The sequence below is a fragment of the Streptococcus dentasini genome, from assembly GCF_053206945.1.
Genome location: NZ_JBRUHS010000003.1, coordinates 14611 through 39963 on the forward strand (window position 1 = coordinate 14611; position 25353 = coordinate 39963).

General features: G+C 41.9%; 22 protein-coding genes. 20 read left to right on the top strand and 2 right to left on the bottom strand.

Annotated elements, in window-relative coordinates:
• Positions 1 to 117: 117 nt before the first annotated feature.
• A complete protein-coding gene (locus ACVR1G_RS02985; RefSeq protein ID WP_447451729.1) occupies positions 118 to 858 on the bottom strand; it encodes an amino acid ABC transporter ATP-binding protein in 741 nt (246 codons plus the stop codon).
• The gene (locus tag ACVR1G_RS02990) at positions 858 to 2393 is read right to left on the bottom strand and encodes an ABC transporter substrate-binding protein/permease (protein WP_447451730.1); all 1536 of its coding nucleotides are present in this window, start codon (positions 2391 to 2393) and stop codon (positions 858 to 860) included. The genes ACVR1G_RS02985 and ACVR1G_RS02990 overlap by 1 nt, the downstream gene beginning before the upstream one ends.
• A gap of 289 nt (positions 2394 to 2682) precedes the next feature.
• Here ACVR1G_RS02990 and ACVR1G_RS02995 point away from each other — a divergent pair, with 289 nt between their 5' ends.
• From ACVR1G_RS02995 to argH, 20 genes are all read left to right on the top strand, one after another.
• Positions 2683 to 4602: a DUF2207 family protein gene (locus ACVR1G_RS02995; protein WP_447451731.1), complete on the top strand. Its 1920-nt coding sequence runs from the start codon at positions 2683 to 2685 to the stop codon at positions 4600 to 4602.
• 49 nt (positions 4603 to 4651) lie between these two features.
• Positions 4652 to 5494 carry an undecaprenyl-diphosphate phosphatase gene (locus ACVR1G_RS03000; protein ID WP_447451732.1) on the top strand — a complete coding sequence of 281 codons (843 nt, stop codon included), beginning with the start codon at positions 4652 to 4654 and terminating at the stop codon, positions 5492 to 5494.
• Positions 5495 to 5864: 370 nt separating this feature from the next.
• Positions 5865 to 6683 (top strand): adaptor protein MecA, encoded by an 819-nt coding sequence (locus ACVR1G_RS03005; RefSeq protein WP_447451733.1) that lies wholly within the window; start codon positions 5865 to 5867, stop codon positions 6681 to 6683.
• Entirely contained in the window at positions 6680 to 7843 is a 1164-nt protein-coding gene (locus ACVR1G_RS03010) for a glycosyltransferase family 4 protein (RefSeq protein ID WP_447451734.1), read from the top strand. The genes ACVR1G_RS03005 and ACVR1G_RS03010 overlap by 4 nt, the downstream gene beginning before the upstream one ends.
• Positions 7844 to 8072: 229 nt before the next feature.
• Positions 8073 to 8843 carry a Fe-S cluster assembly ATPase SufC gene (sufC, locus tag ACVR1G_RS03015; RefSeq protein WP_447451735.1) on the top strand — a complete coding sequence of 257 codons (771 nt, stop codon included), beginning with the start codon at positions 8073 to 8075 and terminating at the stop codon, positions 8841 to 8843.
• A gap of 74 nt (positions 8844 to 8917) precedes the next feature.
• Positions 8918 to 10180, top strand: a complete 1263-nt coding sequence (sufD, locus tag ACVR1G_RS03020) for a Fe-S cluster assembly protein SufD (protein ID WP_447451736.1) — start codon at positions 8918 to 8920, stop codon at positions 10178 to 10180.
• 379 nt (positions 10181 to 10559) lie between these two features.
• A complete protein-coding gene (locus ACVR1G_RS03025; RefSeq protein ID WP_447451737.1) occupies positions 10560 to 11786 on the top strand; it encodes a cysteine desulfurase in 1227 nt (408 codons plus the stop codon).
• A complete protein-coding gene (gene sufU, locus ACVR1G_RS03030; RefSeq protein ID WP_447451738.1) occupies positions 11773 to 12207 on the top strand; it encodes a Fe-S cluster assembly sulfur transfer protein SufU in 435 nt (144 codons plus the stop codon). Before ACVR1G_RS03025 ends, sufU begins: the two co-directional genes overlap by 14 nt.
• Positions 12208 to 12226: 19 nt before the next feature.
• Complete coding sequence (locus tag ACVR1G_RS03035; protein ID WP_447451739.1) at positions 12227 to 12349, top strand: hypothetical protein; 123 nt, start codon at positions 12227 to 12229, stop codon at positions 12347 to 12349.
• Entirely contained in the window at positions 12315 to 12875 is a 561-nt protein-coding gene (locus ACVR1G_RS03040) for a nitroreductase family protein (RefSeq protein WP_447451740.1), read from the top strand. The genes ACVR1G_RS03035 and ACVR1G_RS03040 overlap by 35 nt, the downstream gene beginning before the upstream one ends.
• 21 nt (positions 12876 to 12896) lie before the next feature.
• Positions 12897 to 14309 (top strand): Fe-S cluster assembly protein SufB, encoded by a 1413-nt coding sequence (gene sufB / locus ACVR1G_RS03045; RefSeq protein ID WP_447451741.1) that lies wholly within the window; start codon positions 12897 to 12899, stop codon positions 14307 to 14309.
• Positions 14310 to 14414: 105 nt separating this feature from the next.
• Positions 14415 to 16055, top strand: a complete 1641-nt coding sequence (locus tag ACVR1G_RS03050; RefSeq protein WP_447451742.1) for a CHAP domain-containing protein — start codon at positions 14415 to 14417, stop codon at positions 16053 to 16055.
• Positions 16056 to 16208: 153 nt separating this feature from the next.
• Positions 16209 to 16706, top strand: coding sequence for a beta-class carbonic anhydrase (locus ACVR1G_RS03055; RefSeq protein WP_447451743.1), 498 nt, complete (start codon positions 16209 to 16211; stop codon positions 16704 to 16706).
• Positions 16707 to 16813: 107 nt separating this feature from the next.
• Positions 16814 to 17560: a TIGR00266 family protein gene (locus ACVR1G_RS03060; protein ID WP_447451744.1), complete on the top strand. Its 747-nt coding sequence runs from the start codon at positions 16814 to 16816 to the stop codon at positions 17558 to 17560.
• 236 nt (positions 17561 to 17796) lie between these two features.
• Positions 17797 to 18243: a LytTR family DNA-binding domain-containing protein gene (locus tag ACVR1G_RS03065; RefSeq protein WP_447451745.1), complete on the top strand. Its 447-nt coding sequence runs from the start codon at positions 17797 to 17799 to the stop codon at positions 18241 to 18243.
• 8 nt (positions 18244 to 18251) lie between these two features.
• On the top strand, positions 18252 to 18917 hold the full coding sequence (locus ACVR1G_RS03070) for a LiaF transmembrane domain-containing protein (protein ID WP_447451746.1): 666 nt from the start codon (positions 18252 to 18254) through the stop codon (positions 18915 to 18917).
• A 180-nt stretch (positions 18918 to 19097) separates the two neighbouring features.
• Positions 19098 to 20555: a glutamate--tRNA ligase gene (gene gltX, locus ACVR1G_RS03075; RefSeq protein ID WP_447451747.1), complete on the top strand. Its 1458-nt coding sequence runs from the start codon at positions 19098 to 19100 to the stop codon at positions 20553 to 20555.
• 402 nt (positions 20556 to 20957) lie between these two features.
• Positions 20958 to 21707, top strand: a complete 750-nt coding sequence (locus ACVR1G_RS03080; protein ID WP_447451748.1) for a response regulator transcription factor — start codon at positions 20958 to 20960, stop codon at positions 21705 to 21707.
• A gap of 470 nt (positions 21708 to 22177) precedes the next feature.
• Positions 22178 to 23374: an argininosuccinate synthase gene (locus tag ACVR1G_RS03085; RefSeq protein WP_447451749.1), complete on the top strand. Its 1197-nt coding sequence runs from the start codon at positions 22178 to 22180 to the stop codon at positions 23372 to 23374.
• Positions 23375 to 23916: 542 nt separating this feature from the next.
• On the top strand, positions 23917 to 25311 hold the full coding sequence (gene argH / locus ACVR1G_RS03090) for an argininosuccinate lyase (RefSeq protein ID WP_447451750.1): 1395 nt from the start codon (positions 23917 to 23919) through the stop codon (positions 25309 to 25311).
• The last annotated feature ends 42 nt before the right edge of the window (positions 25312 to 25353 follow it).

Here is a 25353-nt window from a genome sequence, read left to right on the forward strand (position 1 = left end):
GTCAAGAGAAGCATAAGAGTCTTGCCCCTTTTGAAATAAGGAACAAGACCCTTGCTGAAGATTTTATTATTTTACGATCTGCTTTAAGGGAGATGTTTCCCCAGTTCGTTTATGGCTTTATCCGAGGAAACGTTGCAGGAATTCTTTGGTACGACTCTCTTGCGGATGTTCAAAAAGCTGTTCTGGCTTTCCTTGTTCAGCGATGACACCTTTATCCATAAAGATAACGCGATCAGAAACATCTTTAGCAAATTCCATCTCATGGGTAACGATGAGCATGGTTAAACCTGATTTGGCTAAATCCTGCATAGTTTTAAGAACTTCGCCGACCATTTCAGGATCCAGAGCGGATGTTGGCTCATCGAAAAGAATGGCTTCAGGATTGACTGAGAGCGCACGTGCAATAGCGACCCGCTGTTTTTGTCCTCCGGAGAGTTGAGCTGGTTTGGCTTTCCAGTACTGCTCTCCCATTCCAACTTTTTCTAGATTGGCTTTAGCGACCGCTATAGCTTCATCTTTAGGACGTTTCAGAACAGTTGTCTGAGGAACAACGGCATTATCAAGGACATTGAGGTTTTCAAAAAGATTAAAAGATTGGAAAACCATTCCTAATTTTTCACGGTAGGTTGCTAAATCATACCCTTTTTCAAGAACATCTTGTCCATGGTAGAGAATTTGTCCATCGGTTGGAGTTTCAAGAAGATTGATAGAGCGCAGAAAGGTTGATTTACCAGATCCGGAACTCCCGATGATTGAGATGACTTCTCCCTTTTTGACACTTAGTGAAATATCTTTGAGGACTTCATTTTGTCCGTAGGATTTTTTTAAATGTTTAATTTCTAAGATGGTATCAGTCATTAGTGGGCACCTCCCTGTGTGTAATTATCTTGGTCAAGGCGGCGTTCAACGTAACGCAAGATGCGGGTAACGGTAAAGGTAAGGATAAAGTAGATAGTGGCGATGATAAAGAAGGTTTGGAAATATTGATAGGTTTGAGTGGCCACAGTGTTACCAGAGAAGTAGAGTTCTACCACCGAGATAACATTAAGAACGGATGTGTCCTTGATGTTGATAACAAATTCATTGCCAGTAGCAGGCAGAATATTGCGAATGACCTGTGGCAAAACAATCTTACGCATAGTCTGGCTGTGGTTAAAACCTAAAGCTGTGGCAGCTTCAAACTGCCCCCTATCAACTGCAAAGATGCCGCCACGGACAATTTCACTCATGTAAGCACCTGTATTTATGGAAACAATAAAGATGGCTGCCCAAGTGCGATCGAGTGAAATATCAAAGGCCTGATCGAGACCGTAGTAAATAACCATGGCCTGAACGATCATTGGCGTCCCGCGAAAGACCTCGATATAGATATTAAGGAGCCAATTGAAAAGAGTTTGCAAAAGGGTAAGGACCTTGTTGGCAGCTTTGGGAGCAGTTCGATAGACGCCGATCAAAAGACCAATAATCATGCCAACCAGAGTTCCGACAATTGAGATGAGCAGGGTTATGCCCGTTCCGCGCAGGAATTGGGACCAATTCTCGGTAAGAATTGTCCAAGCTTGATTGAAGAAAGTTTGGTTGTCTTGGCCAGCCCCTGGTTGTTCTTTAGTCATCTTATCCATGAGCTGAAGTCGTTCTTTTTCAGGGATTGTGGCCAGAATTTCGTTAACTTTGTTGAGCGTTTGGGTATCATCTTTGCGCAAGCCGATAGCGAGTGCCGTATCATCTGGATTTGTTTTAAAGCCCTTATCCAACTCGATCATTTTGAAGTCATCACTAAATGTCTCCGCAGTCAGGGCCTCGGGCCGTTCAGATACATAAGCATCAATTTTTCCCGACGTTAAAGATTGGCGCATTTGAGAAAAGTCACTGACAGCTGTTTCTTTTTTAGCATTGGGAATTTGATCAATAAGACCGTAAAGGTAGACCCCTTGTTGAGATGTAATTTTTGCACCAGAGAAGTCAGAAAGGCTGCTGGCATCCGCGTATTTGCTATCCGATTTTACTACTAGAACAGGCTCGCTAGTATAGTAGGTATTGGAAAAATTGATTTCTCTCTTACGTTCCGCTGTTGGACTCATACCAGCGACGATCATATCAATTTTATTGGAAGTTAGGGCAGGCAGCAGCCCGTCCCATTTAGTCTTGACGACGATGAGCTTTTTGTCCATCTTCTTAGCAATTTTCTTAGCCATCTGGACATCATAACCATTGGCGTACTGACGACTGCCGTCAATGGGAACGGCACCGTTAGAATCATCATTTTGTGTCCAGTTGAAGGGGGCATAGGCCGCTTCCATGCCGACACGTAAGTATTCATCTGCTTGAACAGATGTTGTCCCACCCCAAACTAGGGCAGCAGCTAACACGAAGGTTAGGATTAGTTTTTTCATGAGATACTCCTATAGTTAAAGGTCCTAATTCTAGCTATCAAGACACAAATATACATACTATCCTATTTTACAGGAAATATCAGTCGATTTCAATGGGAGTATCCCCTTTTTAAAGAGGAATTTCTCAAGTACCGTTTTAATTTATGATAAAATGGGGGGTATAAGAAGTTATACAGTTAAGTCTAGGTTTAAGTAGGTTAAAGAATAGTTTTCTTGCCTTTTGAGGGTTAGAATATTCTCTATCTGCTTGTTTTCTCGGCGCTTTTGTACTGTCGTAAGAGAGGAGTTTATGAGAAATAAATTTTTGTTTTGTCTGTCTTTGCTAATACCTTTAATTATTTTTGCGTCTAAGATTCAGGCGGACGATGAGGTGGATTATAGCATTAGCCGTTATGAGGGACGGCTTAATATTCGTAAGGATAACACAGCGACTTTTACTCAAGTGATAACCTATAAATTTGATTCGGCTTATAAGGGTCAATATGTTACCCTAGGGAGTGCTGGAAATAACCCCAAGGGATTTTCTATTGACAAATCAAAGGTTACCTCTTGGGTCGAGAACAATAGAGAGGTGAAAAGGAAGCCTAAAGCTCACTTAGAATCACTAAAAGAAGGATATGCCCTTAAAATCTATAATGCTGGACAAAAGGGAGACCAAGTTCGAGTAACAGTGACTTGGCAATTGAATCATATTTTGACGGTTCATCGAGACATTGCTGAATTAAACTGGAAACCAGTCAGCGATTGGGATGTCCCTCTGCGTCACGTGAGCTTTAAAATATCGGCTCCAAGTAGTTCACAGCAGCAATTATTTGTGCATTTAGGGTATCTACAACCGGCTGCTCGTATTAAGAATATGGGGAACACATTTGGTGTGGACGCTGACTATATTGGTGAAGGAAAAGCTTTAGAGCTGCATGGATACTGGGATTCAAATAGTTTTACAGCTAAAAAGGACGATCGAAAGCTAGTTCTGGGACAATTTCAAAGTGTAGAAAAGAAAATTCATCGAAAGAGTCTTCTTTTTCGCAGGGTATTCTCTGTAGTTTTTCCGGTTGTCATAAGTGCTGCTGCCCTTATTGCTGTTTGCGTTTTTATTCTTTATAAGCTTTTGCTAAAACCCCGCAGTACCTATCAGGGAGCCAAATGGCTCTACGCTGCCCCTGCAGACTGGTCTCCGCAACTGGTTGCTTCTGCTGTTTACAGTACAGACTGGTCTGAGGTCAATCCTGTTACAGGAGGAAAGGGGCTCTTTTCCTTTGAAAATTTAGTTCAGGCAACGCTACTTGACTTAATTGATCGAGGGAATCTCAAGTTAAAAGTAGATGAGAAGGGTGCTTGGCTTTCCTACATGACCTCTAAGGGGCTAACTCCATCTGAGGAGTATTTTATTCACATGGCTATGGGAGAACATTTGGATAGTAAACTTGCTGTGGAAGGGCTGTTTTCTGATTACAAAGTTGACAGGAGTATTAGTGTTAAAAAGGGGTATAATGCTTCGCAGGTCAACGATTATGGACGCCGCAAGACAAGCGCGTTTACACGGTCGCTAAAGAAGTTGACGCAAGCTGTTGCTGATGAAAAGCAAATTTACCGTTTGGGGGATTATTACAGACCTTTGAGTTTACGGGAGAACGGTCTGAGACAGCTCAGCCTAGCTTTGCTTTTAGGAGCGAGTCTATTTTCCGTGGTATCCCTCCTCTATCTTCTGATTTCAGGGAAGTTAACGCTGCTTAATTGGCAACTTTCCTTGGGGTACGTTTTACTGAGTCTAGGGTCTTTGCTGCTTTGGATTCTGTTTAATGCTTTTAGCCGTTTGGAAAAACAAAATGGGGTGCTCAAAGAAGAGTTTTTACCTGACTATTATGCTTGGCAAGCCTTTCGCCGTATGATGAAGGATATTAAGACTTTTAATCAGGCTGAATTGGAAAGTATTGTGGTGTGGAATCGTATTCTTGTATATGCTACGCTCTTTGGCTATGCCAAGGAGGTCGAAGAGGTTATTAGGGTTCACCGAATAGAAGTTCCTTCTGCAATGGCAGGCTATGTTTATCACGATTGGTATCCCTTGCTTTATCTATCTGCTCATCACTTTGCTGATTACGGACATCAAGCGGTGGCAGCTCAAAACTTTCATGTTTCGTCAGGTGGTTTCAGTAGCGGCGGCTTTTCCGGAGGCGGTGGAGGTGGAGGAGGCGGAGCCTTCTAAAATCTACTTCTTTTTGCTATAATGGAACAAAACTTATCTAGGAGATGCTATGCTATTTATTGAACTGCTTAAGGCAGTATTTCTCGGCATTGTTGAAGGTATTACTGAATGGTTGCCGATTTCTAGCACAGGGCATTTAATTCTGGTGCAGGAATTTATCAATCTCAATCAGGGAGATGCCTTCCGCGAACTCTTTAATATTGTCATCCAGCTGGGTGCTATCTTGGCAGTCATGGTTATTTACTTTGAGCGCCTTAATCCCTTTCAAAGAGGTAAGACGGCTAGAGAGGTACGTCTGACTTGGCAACTTTGGCTGAAGGTTGTTATTGCCTGCATTCCCTCGGCTGTAGTGGGACTTCTTTTGGATGATTGGATGGATGCTCACTTTAGTAATTTCACCAGTGTTGCTACGATGCTGATTGTCTACGGTATTGCTTTTATCTGGATTGAAAGACGTAATCAAAATGTTGAGCCAGCAGTGAAAGATTTAGCACGTATGCACTATAAGACCGCTCTTTATATCGGATTGTTTCAAGTTCTTAGTATTATTCCGGGGACCAGTCGTTCGGGTGCGACAATATTAGGTGCCATCCTGGTTGGGGCCAGCCGCAGTGTGGCTGCTGATTTTACATTCTTTCTAGGAATTCCGACCATGTTTGGCTACAGCGGGCTTAAGTTTGTCAAATTCCTTCTCGATGGTCATCATCTGACTGGTCCCCAGTGGCTTATTCTGCTGCTGGCTTCGGTGGTGGCCTTTGCAGTCAGCATGGTTGTTATTAAATTCTTGACTAATTTTGTCAAAAAGCATGATTTTACAGTTTTTGGCTGGTACCGAATTGTATTAGGTGTTGTTCTTTTGCTATATGCAGCAGTCAAGGTATTGGTGGCTTAAGACAGTTTTTATTGTGCAAAGAGTAGAAAAGGGCTTGGAACATCCGTGTTCCCTGCTCTTATTTTTTGTACTGATTGTTTAATGTCTTTTGAAAACCTCATGATCTGGCCTTGTCCTTATGGTGGGAGACCAGCACAAAAATTTTAAGTTTGATTCACACCACTCTCTAGTTTCTAGGCGATAGCCTAAAACGGTCTGGAGTTCAATTATTTCGAACCAGCAACTAGAAATTAAGATTTATTGAATAGTTGATTTCTGCGAAATCATGATTTTAATCTTATTTCTAGTTGGCTTTAGAAACATACTGTAAAATTGAACTTTTAGGACTTTTCTTGTATAATAAAATAACTACTCGTGCGAGGTAAAGACTATGGAAATGAAACAGATCAATGAATCCACGTTGAAGATTTCAGTTAGTATGGATGATCTAGATACTTATGGCATGGAATTGAAAGATTTCCTCATGCCACAAGAAAAAACAGAAGAGTTTTTCTATACCATTTTGGATGAGTTGGATATTCCTGATAACTTTAAATCAACTGGTATGTTGAGCTTTCGGGTAACCCCCCGTCAGGATAGGGTTGATGTTTTTGTCACCAAATCGGACCTCAGTGAAGATTTGGACTTTGAGCAGTTTGCAGAAGGGGTGAACGATTGGTCCGACTTGACCCCAGAAGATTTTTTTAAAAATTTGGAAAAAAATATGATGGAACAAGGGGATACAGAAGCTCATGAAAAGCTGAAAAACATCGAAGAAATGCTGGATGATGCCCTTAGTAATCTATCGGACTCACCTGTCTCAACGACGGAAACATCGGAAGCTGATGAGGATGATGGCGAAGATAAACCTTTCAAATTTAAGCCGGAAGATCTGATCCCAGAGACTCACTATGTGCATTTTGCAGCGGATTATCCTACTTTAAAGGATGCGATTATAGCAGCACAGGCATTGGATGTACCAACAGAAGCTTCTGAGCTTTTTAAGTCGGAAGACAAATACCATATGACGGTTCTCTTTTATATTGCAAATGAGTCTCCTCAGCGGTCCGATCAGCTAAAGGCCCGTTTTTATGAGTACGGTTATCCTTCAGAATATACGCGGGCCTACCTGTTGGAGCATATGATTAAGCTGGTTGATGACAACGCCATTGAACACCTGAAAAAAATAAAGTTGGTGCCCTCTAAATGATAAATCCATTTCGTTTACAATACATCTTGGTCTTGATTGGGGTATTTTTGATTTCTCTTATCCTGACTCCCTTGGTGCGGTTTTTGGCTTTACATATTGGTGCAGTTGATAATCCTAACGCCAGACGTATCAACAAGGTTCCCATGCCTAGCAGCGGCGGGCTGGGAATTTTAATTGCCTTTTTGATTGGTTCTCTGATTTTGATGCCGATTATTACCGAGCGCCATCATTTTTTACAGTCCTACTTTGATTATATTTTGCCAGTTTCTCTAGGAGGACTTATCGTAGCAATGACTGGCTTTATTGATGATATACGTGAACTTACACCAAAGTGGAAGATGTTGGGAATTGTGCTTGGCGCCATCGTTGTCTGGACCTTTACAGATTATCGTTTTGACAGCTTCAAGATTCCCTTTGGAGGTCCGATGCTCTATTTTGGGCCTGTTTTAAGTTTCTTTTTGACTGTTCTGTGGATTATTGCCATTACTAATGCTATTAATTTGATTGATGGTTTAGATGGATTGGTCTGCGGAGTATCAATTATCAGTCTAACGACTATGGGGCTGATTTCTTATTTCTTTCTTTTTGATAGTAATCTTTATACTACTCTGACGATCTTTCTTTTAATCGCGGCGATTGCTGGCTTTTTTCCTTACAATTATAATCCTGCTATTATCTATCTGGGGGATACTGGTGCGCTCTTTATTGGTTTTATGATTGGTGTTTTGTCCCTGCAGGGATTAAAAAATTCGACAGCAGTTGCAGTTATCACACCGGTTATCATTTTAGGGGTACCAATTTTAGATACCTTCGTGGCTATTATTCGGCGGAAACTGTCAGGACGTTCAGCCATAGAGGCTGATAAAATGCACCTGCACCACCGTCTGTTGGCTATGGGATTTACTCATCGAGGGGCAGTCTTGGTTGTTTATGGGATTGCTATGGTTTTCTCTTTAACCTCCCTGCTTTTAAATGTTTCCAGCCGTCTTGGGGGAGTCCTTCTGATGATTGGTATTCTGTTTACAGCAGAGGTGCTTATTGAGGGGCTGCAAATTTGGGGGATCGGCCGAACACCGCTCTTTGATGCCTTGAAGTTTATTGGCAACAGCTCTTACCGCCAATCGGTATTGGACAGGTGGAAGCAAAAGTTTAATAGATAATTTTATAATCAAAGACAAAGCTAAGCTTGTCTTTTTTTGTTATAATGAAGGGTGATTAGAGGCTAAGTTGTGTATTGTACTCTTTAAAATTTAGGGTAGCACTTTATAGATGGCAATATGTTGTATTGCGCGCAGCTGTTGTTTCACTAATGTGTTTTTTGAGTATTAGTCTCTTCTAAAGACAGGCCCTTGCGATTGACGCTGGCCAACAATGATAAAGGAGTTATACATGTCTGTACTGGAAATAAAAAATCTTCACGTCTCCATTGAGGATAAGGAAATTTTGAAAGGACTGAACTTGACCCTGAGAACAGGTGAAATTGCAGCCATTATGGGGCCAAATGGTACAGGGAAATCAACACTCTCTGCGGCTATCATGGGAAACCCTAATTATGAGGTGACTGAAGGTGAAATTTGGTTCGAGGGGCAAAATATTCTTGAATTAGAAGTGGACGAACGTGCGCGTTTAGGCCTTTTCTTAGCGATGCAGTATCCGTCAGAAATTCCAGGAATCACTAATGCAGAGTTTATCCGTGCGGCGATGAATGCTGGCAAGGAGGATGAAGAAAAGATTTCCATTCGCGATTTCATCACTAAATTGGATGAAAAAATGGAACTATTGGGCATGAAAGAAGAGATGGCTGAGCGTTATCTCAACGAGGGATTCTCTGGTGGTGAGAAAAAGCGCAATGAAATTTTACAGCTTCTGATGTTGGAACCTAAATTTGCTCTCTTAGATGAGATTGACTCTGGCTTGGATATCGACGCCCTGAAGGTTGTCTCTAAAGGAGTTAATGCCATGCGCGGTGAAGGATTTGGGGCTATGATTATCACCCACTATCAACGCCTACTCAACTACATTAAGCCTGATGTTGTTCATGTTATGATGGATGGTCGGATTGTTCTTTCAGGTGATGCTGAGTTGGCAGCCCGACTTGAGCGTGAAGGCTATGCCCAAGTAGCTGAAGAGTTGGGATTAGAATACCACGAAGAAGTTTAATAGGCGTCTAATTTAAAACAAGTTTAGGCTAAAATTACCTAGACGTGTTAGAAGAGAGGAGCAACCACCATCTCATGTCAAAGGAATCTATTGTAAAATTTTCACAGGCGCAGGCTGAGCCGGTTTGGATACGTGAACGGCGTTTAGCAGCTTTTGATCAGATCGAAAATCTGCCTTTGCCTGATATTGAACGTGTTAAGTTTCATCGTTGGAATCTGGGTGACGGTAGAATAGCTGAAAGTGAGGCTAGTAACAATGTGCCTGATTTCACAGCACTTGGGGATAATCCTAAGCTTGTCCAGCTGGGAACGCAGACGGTACTTGAGCAGCTCTCGGCAGATTTGTTAGAACAAGGTGTTGTGTTTACTGATTTAGCTTCTGCCCTAGAGGAGATCCCAGAGATTATTGAGAGCCACTTTGGTCAAGCACTGGCTCTGAATGAGGATAAATTAGCTGCTTATCACTATGCTTATTTCAACAGCGCAGCTGTTCTGTATGTGCCGGACAATGTTGAAGTCTCCCGACCAATTGAAGGTGTTTTTCTGCAGGATAGCGATAGTGCAGTGCCTTTTAATAAGCACGTGTTGATTATTGTCGGTCGCAATGCGCGTGTGAGTTACTTGGAGCGGTTTGAGTCTATTGGTGATGGCAGTGCCCAAACAACAGCTAATATTAGTGTCGAAGTTATTGCCGGTGCTGGTAGTCAGGTTAAATTTTCCGCTATTGATAGGCTTGGAGATAATTTGACAACCTATATGAGCCGGCGGGGACGTCTGGAGCGTGATGCTACTGTTGATTGGGCTCTTGGCGTTATGAACGAAGGCAATGTGATTGCCGATTTTGATAGCGATCTTAAAGGGGACGGTAGCCATGCTGATCTCAAGGTCGTTGCGGCTTCCAGTGGTCGTCAGGTACAAGGGATCGATACACGGGTAACCAATTATGGGAAAAATTCTGTTGGGCATATTCTCCAACATGGTGTTATCTTAGAACGGGGGACCTTGACCTTTAACGGTATTGGTCATATTATTAAAGGTGCCAAGGGGGCTGACGCCCAGCAGGAAAGTCGTGTCCTTATGCTGTCTGATAAGGCGCGCAGTGATGCTAATCCCATCTTGTTGATTGATGAAAATGATGTAACGGCTGGTCATGCAGCCTCGATTGGTCAAATTGATCCAGAGGACATGTATTATCTGATGAGCCGCGGTTTAAAATTTGAAGAAGCTGAACGTCTGGTTATTCGCGGATTCTTAGGGGCTGTTATTACAGAGATTCCTATTAAGGAAGTTCGTGATGAAATGATTTCAGTCCTAGATACAAAGCTGGATAAGCGCTAAATCTTGTTTTAGTTTGCTTTTTGTCGTCTGATTATTGCATTTTATGGGCTAAATCTTACGTAAAAATGTCGGTAAAGGGAAGGCCCCTTGCGAGTGGGATAAAAAACAGTAATTCAGAAGCATTTGATTTTTCAGCAAGTCCTAATTTTTAGTTGCTGACCTAAGGGGTCGGGGCAAATGTTCCCCCTCCATCAATTATTTGAGATATAACAGTTTGACAGTCCGTTGGCACTGTCAAAGGTTTAAGCCTAGAAGATAGAAAGCACCTCCTTGCGTCTTGCAAGTAGAACTACAAAAATGCATAAGTCTAGGAAATTTTATCCCATATCTCAAAAATGACTATTTGGCGTCCTTATATCTTATAAAAAGGAGTTTATCATTGTTGGATGCAAGAAAACTGCGGAAAGATTTTTCGATTTTAGACCAGGTAATAAATGATGAGCCATTAGTTTATTTAGATAATGCGGCTACAACGCAAAAACCTCAAGCAGTCCTTGAGGTTTTAGAATCTTATTACCGTACAAATAATGCCAATGTTCATCGTGGTGTACATACCTTAGCTGAACGAGCAACTCAGTCTTATGAAGACAGTCGTGAGAAGTTACGCTTCTTTTTAAATGCGCGTTCAACTAAGGAGATTCTTTTTACGCGCGGAACAACGACGGGGCTCAACTGGGTAGCTCAATTTGCCAAGGGGATTTTACAAACTGGAGATCAAGTTTTGATTTCGGTTATGGAGCATCACTCTAACTTGGTTCCATGGCAGAGAGTCTGTCAGGAAACAGGTGCTGAGTTAGTCTATGTCTACCTAAAAGATGGTCAGTTGGATATGGATGACCTTAAATCTAAGCTCAGTGAACGGACTAGATTTGTCAGCCTTGCCCACGTCTCTAATGTTCTTGGTTGCATCAATCCTGTCAAGACTGTTGCTGACTTAGCTCATCAATATGGTGCTTATATGGTTGTTGATGGTGCGCAATCAGCTCCTCATATGGCTATTGATGTGCAGGATATGGATTGTGATTTTTATGCTCTTTCTGGTCATAAAATGTTAGGTCCGACAGGTATTGGTGTTTTGTATGGTAAAGAAGAGCTTCTCAATCAGATTTCACCGGTTGAATTTGGTGGTGAAATGATTGATTTTGTCTACGAACAGGAGGCAACATGGAAAGAGCTGCCGTGGAAATTTGAAGCGGGGACTCCCAATATTGCTGGAGCCATCGCTTTAGGAGCGGCGGTTGATTATCTAGGTGAGTTGGGAATGGCTAATGTGCAGGCACACGAACAAGAGCTTGTTGATTATGTCTTGCCTCAATTACAGGCGATTACAGGGCTAACTGTTTATGGGCCGCAGGATTCGTCTCAGCATGCAGGTGTTATTGCCTTTAATTTAGAGGGATTGCATCCTCATGATGTGGCGACAGCCTTAGATTATGAGGGAGTAGCTGTACGAGCCGGGCACCACTGTGCTCAACCCTTGATTAATCATCTGGGTATTCATTCAGCCGTACGGGCTAGTTTTTATATTTACAATACCAAAGAAGATTGTGATCGATTAGTGGATGCAATTTTAAAAGCGAAGGAGTTCTTTAATGGCACTTTCTAGGTTAGATAGTCTTTATAAGGCGGTTATTGCCGATCACTCTAGGAGTCCTCACCATCATGGTTTTTTAGAAGGAGTTGAGCAATTGCAGCTCAATAATCCAACCTGCGGTGATGTCATCAACCTTTCGGTGAAGTTTAAGGATGGTGTTATTGAGGATATCGCCTTTGCCGGCCATGGTTGTACGATTTCGACTGCTTCGTCTAGTATGATGACAGATGCGGTTATTGGCAAAACCAAGGAGGAGGCGCTTCGTTTGGCGGATATCTTTTCAAAGATGGTTCAAGGAGAAACAGACGACCAGCAAAAAGAGCTAGGTGAAGCTGAGCTCATGGCTGGTGTGTCAAAATTTCCACAGCGTATCAAATGTGCCACTCTCTCATGGAATGCTCTCAAAAAGGCCATCGAACGTAGTGAGATGTAATCGAGATAAGAAGCTACTTATGGAATTTAGTAATTTAATGGCCAATCGTCATTCGACACGTCACTTTAAGGATCAAGCAGTCGAGACAGAAATGCTGAAGCAAATTGTTGCAGAAAGCCAGTCAAACGGCTTCTTGGGTTAATTCACAGCCCTGGAAAGTCTATGTAGCGACTGGAGAAACCTTGGAGAAAATAAAGTCAGACCACAGGAGTTTGATCGAAGTTGGACAAAAATCAACTCCGATTTTTCCAGTTCGTTCTCGTACAGGTTTTCAAGAAGATCAGCATTCTCACATGGCGGCTTGGTCTAATCGCTTAGATAACTTTACAGAGGTTGGAAATGAGACCTTTTGGCAACTTAACCAAGAACTTTTTCAAGCTCCAGCGATTATGTATTTTGCCTTGCCAAAAAACTCACCTGAGTGGTCTATTTTAGATATGGGAGCTTTTTTGCAAACAGCAAGTTTATCGGCCAATAACCAAGGTTTGGCAACCATGGTGGCTTATGAATTAGTTAAATTTCCAGGAAATTTAGCTCAAATCTTACGGGTTGATAGTGCTTATGAGATTGTAATCGGGATGGCCTTAGGCTATGAAAGTGACCATCCTGTCAATACTTTCCGCCCTAAGCGACAATCGCTAGATAAGATTTTGAAGATTTTAGACTAAGTTAAAATAGAAAGAGGGAACATGGCAGAAGAAAAAGTAGAGCCAAAACCGATTGACCTCGGTGAATATAAATATGGTTTCCACGATGACGTTACTCCTGTATTTTCAACAGGTAAGGGGATCAGTGAAGAGGTTGTGCGTCGAATGTCGGCGGAAAAAGGCGAGCCTGACTGGATGTTGGACTTTCGCCTAAGGTCCTTAGAAACCTTTAAGAAGATGCCTATGCAGGAGTGGGGACCAGATCTCTCAGATATCAACTTTGATGATCTGATTTACTACTCAAAAGCAACAGACAAGGCTGCTCGTGATTGGGATGACGTTCCCGATAAGATCAAGGAAACATTTGAGAGGATAGGGATCCCAGAGGCAGAACGGGCATATCTGGCTGGCGCCTCAGCTCAATACGAGTCAGAAGTGGTCTACCATAATATGAAAGAGGAATATGATAAGCTGGGAATTGTTTTTACAGATACAGACTCAGCGCTCAAGGAATATCCAGACCTCTTTAAACAGTACTTCTCAAAACTGGTTCCTCCCACGGATAATAAGCTGGCAGCTCTCAACTCTGCTTTCTGGTCAGGAGGAACATTCATCTACGTGCCTAAGGGAGTTAAGGTTGATATTCCTTTGCAGACCTATTTCCGCATGAACAATGAGGCGACAGCTCAATTTGAGCGAACCCTGATTATTGTAGATGAAGGGGCTAGTGTCCATTATGTTGAAGGTTGTACAGCGCCGACCTATTCAACGGCCAGTCTTCACGCTGCCATTGTGGAAATTTTTGCCTTGGATGGTGCCTATATGCGTTACTCAACCATTCAAAACTGGTCTGATAATGTCTATAACCTAGTAACCAAGCGGGCTAAGGCAACAAAAAATGCTACCGTCGAGTGGATTGATGGTAATATTGGTGCTAAAACGACTATGAAGTACCCTTCTGTTTACCTTGAAGGTGAGGGAGCGCGCGGGACTATGTTATCTATTGCCTTTGCCAATGAAGGGCAGCACCAAGATACTGGTGCAAAAATGATTCACAATGCGCCCCGCACCTCCTCGTCTATTGTGTCAAAATCTATTGCTCGAAATGGGGGTAAAGTGGATTACCGCGGTCAGGTGACTTTTAATCGTGAATCGACAAAGTCTGTTAGTCATATCGAATGCGATACGATTTTGATGGACGATTTATCTAAATCTGATACCATCCCTTTTAATGAAATCCATAATTCACAAGTAGCCCTTGAGCATGAAGCAAAAGTCTCAAAAATTTCAGAAGAACAGCTCTACTATCTTATGAGTCGAGGCTTGTCTGAGCAAGAGGCGACAGAGATGATTGTTATGGGATTTGTCGAACCCTTTACCAAGGAACTGCCAATGGAATATGCTGTTGAGCTTAATCGCTTAATTAGCTATGAAATGGAAGGTTCAGTTGGTTAACTAAAAATGAAGCTTTAGGAACATTGTTACAGAGATGTTTCTAAAGCTTTTTTATATGTTTTGCGAATAAATAGGTGAATCATATTATGAAAGGAGTTTTGGGCCATGAAAAAAGAAAAATTGGTGGCTTTGACGCTTTTACTTATCTTAAGTGGGGCCTATCTTGTTCCTCCCCTAACAAGAGCCGAAACGGCAGAAAGAACGGTTCGCCGGTCTAAGGAAGAAGGGAAAAGTAGCGAGTCGAGCAGCAGTTCGGATGATATTTCTTTTTCTGAGGATTCGACGGAGGGAGAAGAAACTAAGGATGAAGATGAGAACAAGGCGGAAACGCAGACAGAGAGTAGTGCTCAGGAAGTCTCGTCCTCTGCGTCAGACCAGAGTTCAGCAGATTCTAAGGAAACTTTTAAAGGTTCTCCTCAGCCATCATCTGAGGAGAAAGTAGAAAGTGAGCAGGAGAAAAGTAAAACCGAAATGGCTGATCGTACTGAGGATAGTTCGGTCGCATCAGAGAGGGCAGTGGAGGAAACTGAAATAACGGAAAAAGAGGTTTCTTCAGATGCAGCCAAAGGTTCTTCTTCAGATCTTCCCTCAAGAGACCAGCAAGCGCCTGTTAAATCATATGACCCATTCAATTTATCTTTACCTACATATTCAGAGAGCTCTGGAACGGTCACATCAAGTTCCCAAGCTTCAGTCATTGCTAGCCCATTGTGGAGCGCAACATCGGTTTTTGATAACGATGATAGTGAGGTTACTCCAGCTTTTTCTTATACAAAGTATGTAGAACACTGGTCTGGCAAAAATGCCTACAGTCATAATCTTCTGTCTCATCGCTATGGGATCAAGGCTGAACAACTGGATGGCTACCTCAATTCCTTAGGAATAGCTTACGATCGAAATCGTATCAATGGACAGCGTCTGCTTAAATGGGAAAGAGAGAGCGGCCTAGATGTCCGTGCTATCATTGCTATCGCACTTTTTGAAAGCTCACTAGGAACTGCTGGTGTAGCCAAAGAAGCTGGTGCTAATATGTTTGGTTACGGAGCTTTTGATACTAATGTCAGCAATGCGACTCATTTTTCAGACGAGATTGCTATTAGGCGGATGACTGCTGAAACAATTATTCAAAATAAAAATTGGAGTTTTAAGCGTCAAGATGACAAAGCGATAAAGTACGCTCAAGGACAACTAGATTTATTAACGGAAGGGGGCGTTTATTTTACGGATACTTCCGGTACAGGTAAACGCCGCGCGCAAGCCATGCAGGATATAGATCGCTGGATTGATCAGCACGGGGGAACGCCGACTATCCCTGAAGAACTTAAGAATTTCAGTGGGACTAGCCTTGAGGTCGTCCCCGCAGGTTATCACTTATCTAAGCCAATGCACATAGAAAACTATCTTGCTCTTTCCTATCCTTGGGGGCAGTGTACTTGGTATGTTTATAATCGTGCTCATGAATTGGGCTATCAATTTGATGCCTATATGGGGAATGGAGGTGCATGGATTTACAAATCTGGTTATGAATTAACTCATGAACCCAAGCTAGGCTATGCCGTATCGTTTGCTCCTAATCAGGCCGGTGCTGATCCTAATTATGGCCATGTCGCTATTGTGGAGGAGGTTCGAAAGGATGGATCAATTTTAATTTCTGAATCTAATGCTTTAGGGCTAGGCCTTGTTTCCTATCGCACCTTCACAGCTAAACAAGCAACAGAATTGACCTACGTTATTGGGAAAAGGTAAGATTAGGTTAGAATTTTGGGGCTATTGACCAAAAGGCTTCTCTTCGTAAACAAGAAACAAGCTTTTTTGATCCGAGTCCGAACTCAGGCTTTTCTTTGCTATTTGTGTTATAATAACAGCGTTTTATACTTAGCAGTAGTAAAGGAGAAAATTATGTCATATTTTGATAATTTTATAAATGCCAACAGCGCTTACGTTGCATTACATGGGACAAGCCATTTACCGATTAAACCCAAAACAGAAGTAGCTGTTATCACCTGTATGGATGCTCGTTTGCATGTTGCCCCAGCTCTGGGATTAGCACTGGGTGATGCCCATATTCTACGCAATGCAGGTGGTCGGGTAACCGAGGATACTATTCGCTCTCTTGTTATTTCAGAACAACTGCTTGGGACACATGAAATCGTTGTTCTCCACCATACGGACTGTGGCATGCTTACTTTTAAAAATGACGAGCTAGCTGACCTTGTTGAGAGTAAGTTAAATCAGAATGTACATGATCATGATTTTCGTCCATTTGATGATCTTGAAACCAGCGTTCGAGAGGATGTCAATCTCTTACGAGACTCTCCGCTAATTCCAGATGATATTATCATCTCTGGTGCTATCTATGATGTTGATAGTGGCCGCATTTCAGCAGTTGAGTGCTAGGGACATCAGCCTAAGACTTTGGGCTGATTTTTCTTTTGGTCTATTGACAATCTTTGGGATATCCCGCTATACTGAAACTATTATTAAATAAGTAAGCGAGAAATATTATGTCCGATAATCATATGACTTACCGTATTGATAGCCATATGCAATTTCCTTTAGTTGAGATATTTTTAGAAGCTGGGGAATCAGCTTATATCCAACGAGGCAGCATGGTCTACCACACGCCGTCTATTAGCTTGAATACAAAGCTTAACGCTAAAGGTGCAGGTCTTGGTAAAATCTTTAAGGCTGTTGGTCGTTCTGTAGTTTCAGGGGAGTCGGCCTTTATTACACAGGCGATTGCTAATGGTAATGATGGTCGTTTGGCGATTGCTCCTTCAATGCCGGGTCAGATTATTGCCTTAGAGCTTGGAGCTAAACAATACCGTCTCAATGATGGTGCTTTTCTGGCCTTGGATGGCTCGGCCCAGTATACTATGGAGCGCCAGTCTGTCGGTCGTGCCTTCTTTGGTGGGCAAGGTGGCCTCTTTGTTATGTCAACAGAAGGAGTTGGCACCTTACTGGCTAACAGTTTCGGTTCTATTCAGAAGCTGGAGCTTGATCAACAGGAGATTACGATTGATAATGCACACGTTGTCGCTTGGTCTAAGGAATTAGATTATCAGATTCACCTAGAGAATGGCCTTTTGCAGTCGTTTGGTACAGGCGAAGGGATTGTTAATACCTTCCGGGGAAGTGGTGAAGTCTATGTTCAAAGTCTCAATATCGAGACTTTCTCTCAGGTTATTGGCGGCCATTTAGCGGTTTCAAATACGAACAGTAACGGTTCAGGGATTTTAGGGTTGATGTAATTGAACTTTTGGCTTTGTAGCCTATCTTATAGATAGAGGTCTATGCCGTTACTACCTTAATAAAAGGTTAATGGAAATCTAGGGAGTTGTTATACTGCCCTGGATTTTTATTTATTAAAAGTCAATAGGTCCATTTTAGCGACTTACCAGCCGAATGTTACCACTTATGAGAGTTCTCTTGTTTATAGCAGCAGACTTGCTATAATAAAGTTACTAGAGATGGAAAGGTAATTCTTATGAAGATTAGGGTTGAGCTGGATAAAAGATTAGAGACTCTTGAAGTTGTTTTAAAAACGCCTAATCTTAGTGGTAAAATAGATGAAATCTGCCGTTTACTCAGTTGTATGGATAGGGCACCTTTTCCATTGTATAAAGGGACGAGTGAATATTTTATTGACTTAGCAGAGCTCCTTTTCTTTGAAACTGAGGGAGCAAATATTTATGCCCATACCAAGGAGGACGCTTATAGGGTCAAAATGAGACTCTATGAGCTAGAAGACAGATTACCTGCTTACTTTTGCCGTATTTCAAAATCGGCTATTGTTAATGTTCAAACTATCTATTCTCTGGATAAATCATTTTCAGGAACCAGTACGATCCGTTTTGAAGGTACACACAAGCAAATTCATGTTTCGCGTCATTATTATCAATATTTAAAAAACAAGCTAAATGAAATGAGGTAGGTTATATCATGAAAAAGTATTTCTTGGGTATCGTTTTGCTCTTTTTATCTGTTTTTCTATTATTTAAAGACTATCTAATGCCTTCTCCCCTATCCATTTGGGCTCTACTTGCCCTAGTCTTCTTGGCTTATCATGCTATTAAAAGCCTACTGACAGGTTCTATTATGGGGCTAGGAATCTGTGGCGTTTTGATAGTTATTATCCTAAACAGTCAGTACCATTTTATTCGCATTGAGACTTGGACACTGTTCTTAGCTGTTATCCTTGCCTGTATTGGCTTGGAATTAATTTTTAATCCTGAGCATAAATGGCACAGGACTCTGACCTATGGACGATTTTATTCCTCCTCCAATGATGGGAAAGAATATAATTTTGGCAATTCTACCCGCTATATTCATAATGATAATTTTCTGTCAGATAAAGCAGAGGTCAATTTTGGAAATTCCACTATTTATTTTGATAATGCCTTAATTTTAGGTGATACTGCTAATTTTGAGGTAGAAGTCAATTTTGGTAATATTACCCTTTATATTCCCAAAGATTGGTATGTTGATTTGCAAGTAAAGACCGCCTTGGGAATGGCTCAAGCTCCGCAAAGGCTGTCCGGTCAGAATAAGCGTTTAGTTGTGACCGGTGACGTTAATTTTGGACGACTGAGCATTGAATATATTTGAACTGGAAGAGGCTGAGGTTTTAACAACAGTGGATTTTATCAAGAGGCAAAGTTTCTAGTTAAGATCATAATTCCTCATATTTGTGCTATAATAAAAAGGATCGCAAACGGCTAATTAAGTGGTTTGCTTTCTGTTCTTTTAGGACAGCTATAACAGGAAAATAGGAGACGGTAGAAGACTATGTCTAATGAAATTCGTGTGCGTTACGCACCAAGTCCAACGGGACTGCTACATATCGGAAATGCGCGGACAGCGCTCTTTAATTATCTTTATGCTCGTCACTATGGCGGTACCTTTGTCATTCGTATTGAGGATACGGATCGCAAGCGCCATGTTGAAGATGGCGAGCGTTCCCAACTGGACAATTTACGCTGGTTGGGAATAGACTGGGATGAGAGCCCAGAAACTCATGAAAATTATCGTCAGTCCGAACGCCTGCCTCTATACCAAAAATATATTGACCAACTCTTGGAGGAAGGAAAGGCTTACAAGTCTTATGTGACAGAAGAAGAACTTGCAGCTGAGCGTGAGCGTCAAGAAGCAGCTGGTGAAACACCTCGTTATATCAATGAATATCTGGGGATGAACGAGGAAGAAAAAGCAGCTTATGTTGCTGAGCGTGAGGCAGCCGGTGTTATCCCAACGGTTCGTTTGGCTGTTAATGATGCCAGTATTTATAAATGGACTGATATCGTTAAAGGTGACATTGAGTTTGAAGGCGGCAATATCGGTGGTGATTGGGTTATTCAGAAACGCGATGGTTATCCAACTTACAACTTTGCCGTTGTCATTGATGACCACGATATGCGAATTTCCCATGTTATCCGCGGCGATGACCATATCGCCAACACCCCTAAACAGCTCATGGTCTATGAAGCACTTGGCTGGGAGGCACCAGAGTTTGGCCATATGACCTTGATCATCAACTCTGAGACTGGTAAAAAACTGTCGAAGCGTGATACCAACACCCTTCAATTTATCGAAGACTACCGTAAAAAGGGCTATCTGCCAGAAGCTGTCTTCAACTTTATTGCCCTCTTAGGTTGGAATCCTGGTGGAGAAGAAGAAATCTTCTCCCGTGAGGAGTTGATTAAACTCTTTGATGAAAGTCGTCTCAGCAAGTCACCAGCAGCCTTTGACCAAAAGAAGCTGGACTGGGTTAGTAATGACTATATTAAGAAGGCTGATTTTGATAAGGTTTTTGAGCTTTGCAAACCATTCCTTGAGGCAGCAGGACGTCTGACCGATAAGGCTGAGAAATTAGTCCAGCTCTACCAGCCTCAGCTAAAATCGGCTGATGAAATTGTTCCTCTAACTGACCTCTTCTTTGAAGACTTTCCAGAATTGACACAGGAAGAGAAAAATTTCATGGCTGGTGAGACGGTTCCGACAGTGCTTGAAGCTTTTAAGGCTAAGTTAGAAGCTATGTCTGATGAGGATTTTGTTGTTGAAAACATCTTCCCACAAATTAAGGCCGTTCAAAAAGAAACGGGTATCAAGGGCAAGAACCTCTTCATGCCGATTCGCATTGCAGTATCTGGGGAAATGCACGGGCCTGAATTACCCGACACAATCTATCTCTTAGGTAGAGAAAAATCAATTGAGCACCTTGCCAATATGCTGGAGAGCTTGAGGTAGGGACAACGTTTCTCTATAGCTCTGTAGAACTCATTTAAATTGGTAGATTATAGCAGAGTGTTTAGGTCGCTCTGCTTTTAATGTAGGAAATAATTTACAGTCTTTTTACTTTCTATTGGAGGTAGCTTATGGTATACTAGACACGATTGGTGATAAGTTTGCTTACTGTAAAAGTTGGCTTCTAATGGAAAGCTGCCTTAGAGAATGGGGGAGAGATATATTCTCAAGGCGACTGTAACGGCTTCTCCTAGCCAAGCCAATTATAAGACATACTGTTCACTGTTTTGGACATCCCCCGAATGGTCGGGGGATTTTTTATTTTCAATGAAGATAGCGTGTTGTTATTTTAATTATAAAATAATATAATAATTCAAACAGTAGTTGAAATTAGGATAAGAAGTTATGAATATATTTATTTTAGAGGATAATCTCATCCAACAGACGCGGATAAAAACGCTGGTAACAGAGATCTTGCGTGAAGAAGGGACATCAGCTCGTCAGTTTGGGGTCTTTTCCAAGGCAGAAAATTTATTAGAGGCGATTGCGGAAAAGGGAAATCACCAGCTCTTCCTTTTGGATATTGAAATTAAAGGCGAGACCAAAAAGGGATTGGAAACCGCAGCTGAAATTCGGCAGATTGATCCGGCAGCTGTCATTGTGTTTGTGACCACCCACTCAGAATTTGCTCCGATCAGTTTTAAATATAAGGTATCAGCCCTAGATTTTATTGACAAGACTGGAACAGATGAGGAATTTAAAATTGATTTACGAGAAGCAATCAGATATACAGCTGACCACATGCATCGTTCTGAAGAAGTGGATGAGGTCTTTACCTTTGAGTCGGCTCAGGCGCGTGTCCAATTGCCTTTTAAGGATATTTACTACTTTGCGACTTCCCCTACCCCTCATAAGGTGATGCTGATGACAAAAAGTGAGCGGCTGGAATTTTACGGCAATCTTTCTGAAATTGCTGAAGTAGATTCCCGACTCTTCTCCTGCCACCGATCTTTCCTTGTCAATCTGGATAATATTAGCCGTGTGGATAAGGCAGAGCTTCTTGCTTTCTTCGAGAATGGAGATTCCTGTCCGGTCTCTCGTCTGAAATTAAAGTCTCTTATGAAAGAGTGGGAGCAAAGACGTCAGGGTGCTTAGGCAGTTCAAGATTATTTTTGACATTTCAGGACAAAAAAACGACAATTCAAGACATAGCGGTTTAAAAAATAGAGATTTGAGATATACTAGTGAACGTAGGGATGAAGTTTTCTATTAGTTTCTCTCTCCCAAGTCTTTCACTAATAGGAAACAGACGCAAACTTATCCCGAACTTCTTATTTATTCGAAACCCATTTCTCATCTCTCTCCCAATATACTTGTGAAATGGAAAGGAACCTGCCGTTTAGGCAGGTTTCTTTTTGTCTTAAAAATTTTTATTAATCAGATTAATAGATTGTTTATTTTTATGTGTATATTCTACTGTATTATGAATAAAAATCCAAAAAATGACAAAAAATCGATAAAAATACAAAAAACACTTGACGAGTGAATAAAAATACCATATAATGGGGTTTGTAAGGTTGAGATATACAAAAAACAACCAAAAAAATAAGAAAAGAGAAATAATTATGTCAAAAGAGAAAGTTATTCTAGCTTATTCGGGGGGTCTTGATACCTCAGTTGCTATCACTTGGTTGAAAAAGGACTACGATGTTGTTGCGGTCTGTATGGATGTTGGTGAAGGAAAGGATCTTGAGTTTATTCATGATAAAGCTCTCAGTGTTGGAGCAGTTGAATCTTATGTCCTTGATGTTAAAGATGAGTTTGCGCAAGAATATGTTTTGCCAGCTCTTCAAGCCCATGCCTACTACGAACAAAAATATCCGCTGGTATCAGCCCTCAGCCGTCCGGTGATTTCTAAGAAATTGGTTGAAATCGCCCACAAGACAGGAGCAACAACTATCGCTCATGGTTGTACTGGTAAAGGAAATGACCAGGTTCGTTTCGAAGTAGCCATTGCAGCTCTTGATCCAAGTTTGAAAGTTATTGCCCCAGTAAGGGAGTGGAAGTGGTCACGTGAAGAAGAAATCGAATACGCTAAAGCTAATGGTGTACCGGTTCCTGCCGATCTTGACAATCCATATTCAGTCGACCAAAATCTTTGGGGACGTGCTAACGAATGTGGTGTTCTTGAAAATCCTTGGAATGAAGCACCAGAAGATGCCTTTGGGATTACAAACCCGGTAGAAGAAGCTCCTGATACCCCTGAGTTTGTAGAAATTACTTTTAAGGAAGGTAAGCCAGTTGCTCTTGATGGTCAGGAAATGAAACTGGCTGATCTTATCCAAAAATTGAACGACCTCGCTGGCAAACATGGAGTGGGACGTATTGACCATGTGGAAAATAGGCTTGTCGGTATCAAATCTCGGGAAATCTATGAATGTCCAGGGGCTATTACCCTCTTGATGGCTCACAAAGAGATCGAGGATCTGACCTTGGTGCGTGAAGTATCGCATTTCAAACCTATCCTTGAAAACGAGCTGTCAAACTTGATTTACAATGCTCTGTGGTTCAGCCCGGCGACACAAGCTATTCTTGCTTATATCAAGGAAACGCAAAAAGTGGTGAACGGTACTGCTAAAGTAAAATTGTACAAGGGTTCTGCTAAGGTTGTGGCTCGTAAATCACCAAATTCCTTGTACGACGAAAATCTTGCCACATATACTTCAGCAGACAGTTTTGATCAAGACGCTGCTGTTGGCTTCATCAAACTCTGGGGGCTGCCGACTCAGGTTAATGCTCAGGTTAATAAGCCAGGTGAATAGTTGAGGTGACTGGTGGTATCAGAGCTGTTTCTAAGAGTATAGCCACTATTAATCGGACTGTAGTGATTGAGGGCAAGCTATAATCAATCAGCTCAGCCTTATAGTTCGCTAGTGCGCCTGAATTAGAGGTTTTAAGAAGAGAATCCCCAAGTTGACTGAGCTTCAGTCTTTGAGGTTTCTCGGATTATTGAAGCGCCTAGGATTTTTATAGAAGGGAAGTTTTATCAGATAATCACAGTCAGAGAGCTGGATCTGAGACTCTTTTCTTATTATTTTCGATTCTCGATTGGGAGATTCAGTGAGGTCTCCTACGAGCTTGAATAAGGTGAACCAGTGAGTTCCTTTCAAGGGTCTGTCCCGTGAGGCTGTTAAAACTAGCTGTGACATAGGCTAGTTTTTTTGATAGAATGAGGAAGTACTGTTTTGTCACTGCTAGGATTTTTTGGCTGTGGTAAGATAATCAAATTAGCTGATAATTATTTGAAAAGATCAGAAAGGAATGGGGAGTTGCTCAAGCTAATGCAACTGTCCTAGAAAATACAATGGCAGAAAATCATAAACTGTGGGGCGGCCGTTTTGAAGCTGGCCTTGAAAAATGGGTTGAAGAGTTTGGAGCTTCTATCTCTTTTGACCAAAAGATGGCAGAATTTGATCTAAAAGGGTCGCTGGCTCACGTGACGATGCTGGGTGAGACAGGAATCATTACTCAGGATGAGTCTGCTCAAATTAAAGCTGGCTTGGAAGAATTGCTGCAGGACTTTCAGGCTGGGAAGCTGGTGTTTGATATCAGCAATGAAGATATCCACATGAACTTGGAGTCATTGTTGACTCAAAAGATCGGCCCGGTAGCAGGGAAACTTCATACTGCCCGCTCACGTAACGATCAGGTTGCGACAGATATGCATCTCTACCTTCAGGCTAAGTTGAGTGAGGTCATTGATAAATTGCATCATCTGCGTCAGATTTTGGTCGAGTTAGCTGCTGAGCATACTGATACGATTATGCCGGGTTATACGCACTTGCAGCATGCTCAGCCCATTTCCTTTGGGCACCATCTGATGGCCTACTACAATATGTTTACCCGTGATAGCGAGCGATTTGAGTTCAACCAAAAACATACCAATATTTCCCCTCTGGGGGCAGCAGCTCTTGCTGGAACGACCTTTCCTATTGATCGTGAAATGACAGCTCAGTTGATGGGATTTGAACAACCTTACAGTAACTCTCTGGATGCTGTATCTGACCGCGATTTTATTTTAGAATTTCTTGCAAATGCTAGTATCTTAATGATGCATATGAGCCGGATTTGTGAAGAAATCATCAGCTGGTGTTCCAACGAGTTTAAATTTGTTACCCTGTCAGACACTTTTTCAACAGGGTCGTCTATTATGCCGCAAAAGAAAAATCCGGATATGGCAGAGTTAATTCGTGGCAAAACTGGGCGTATTTATGGTAACTTAACTGGTCTTTTGACCGTGATGAAGTCCTTGCCTTTAGCCTACAATAAGGACTTGCAGGAGGACAAGGAGGGCATGTTTGATACGGTGGAAACTATTACGGTTGCTATTGATATTCTAGCTGGAATGCTAGACAGCATGACTGTCAATGATGTCCATATGGCTGAATCGACTGAAAAAGACTTCTCTAATGCAACCGAGCTGGCTGATTACTTAGCAGTTAAGGGAGTGCCTTTCCGTCAGGCCCATGAAATCGTTGGTAAGCTGGTACTGGAGTGCACCAAGAATGGTCATTACTTGCAGGATCTTCCTCTGGAACGTTACCAAGAAATTTCAGATCTAATTGAAGAGGATATCTATGTGACCTTGCAGTCCAAAACAGCTGTAGAGCGCCGCAATTCTCTAGGAGGGACAGGTTTTGAACAGGTTAAATGGCAAGTTGAACAGGCTAAGAAGGCTTTGGATAGGTCGCTTTTTTGAGAACAACCGAGCGAGCTGTTTATAAGTAAGATTTTCTATCAG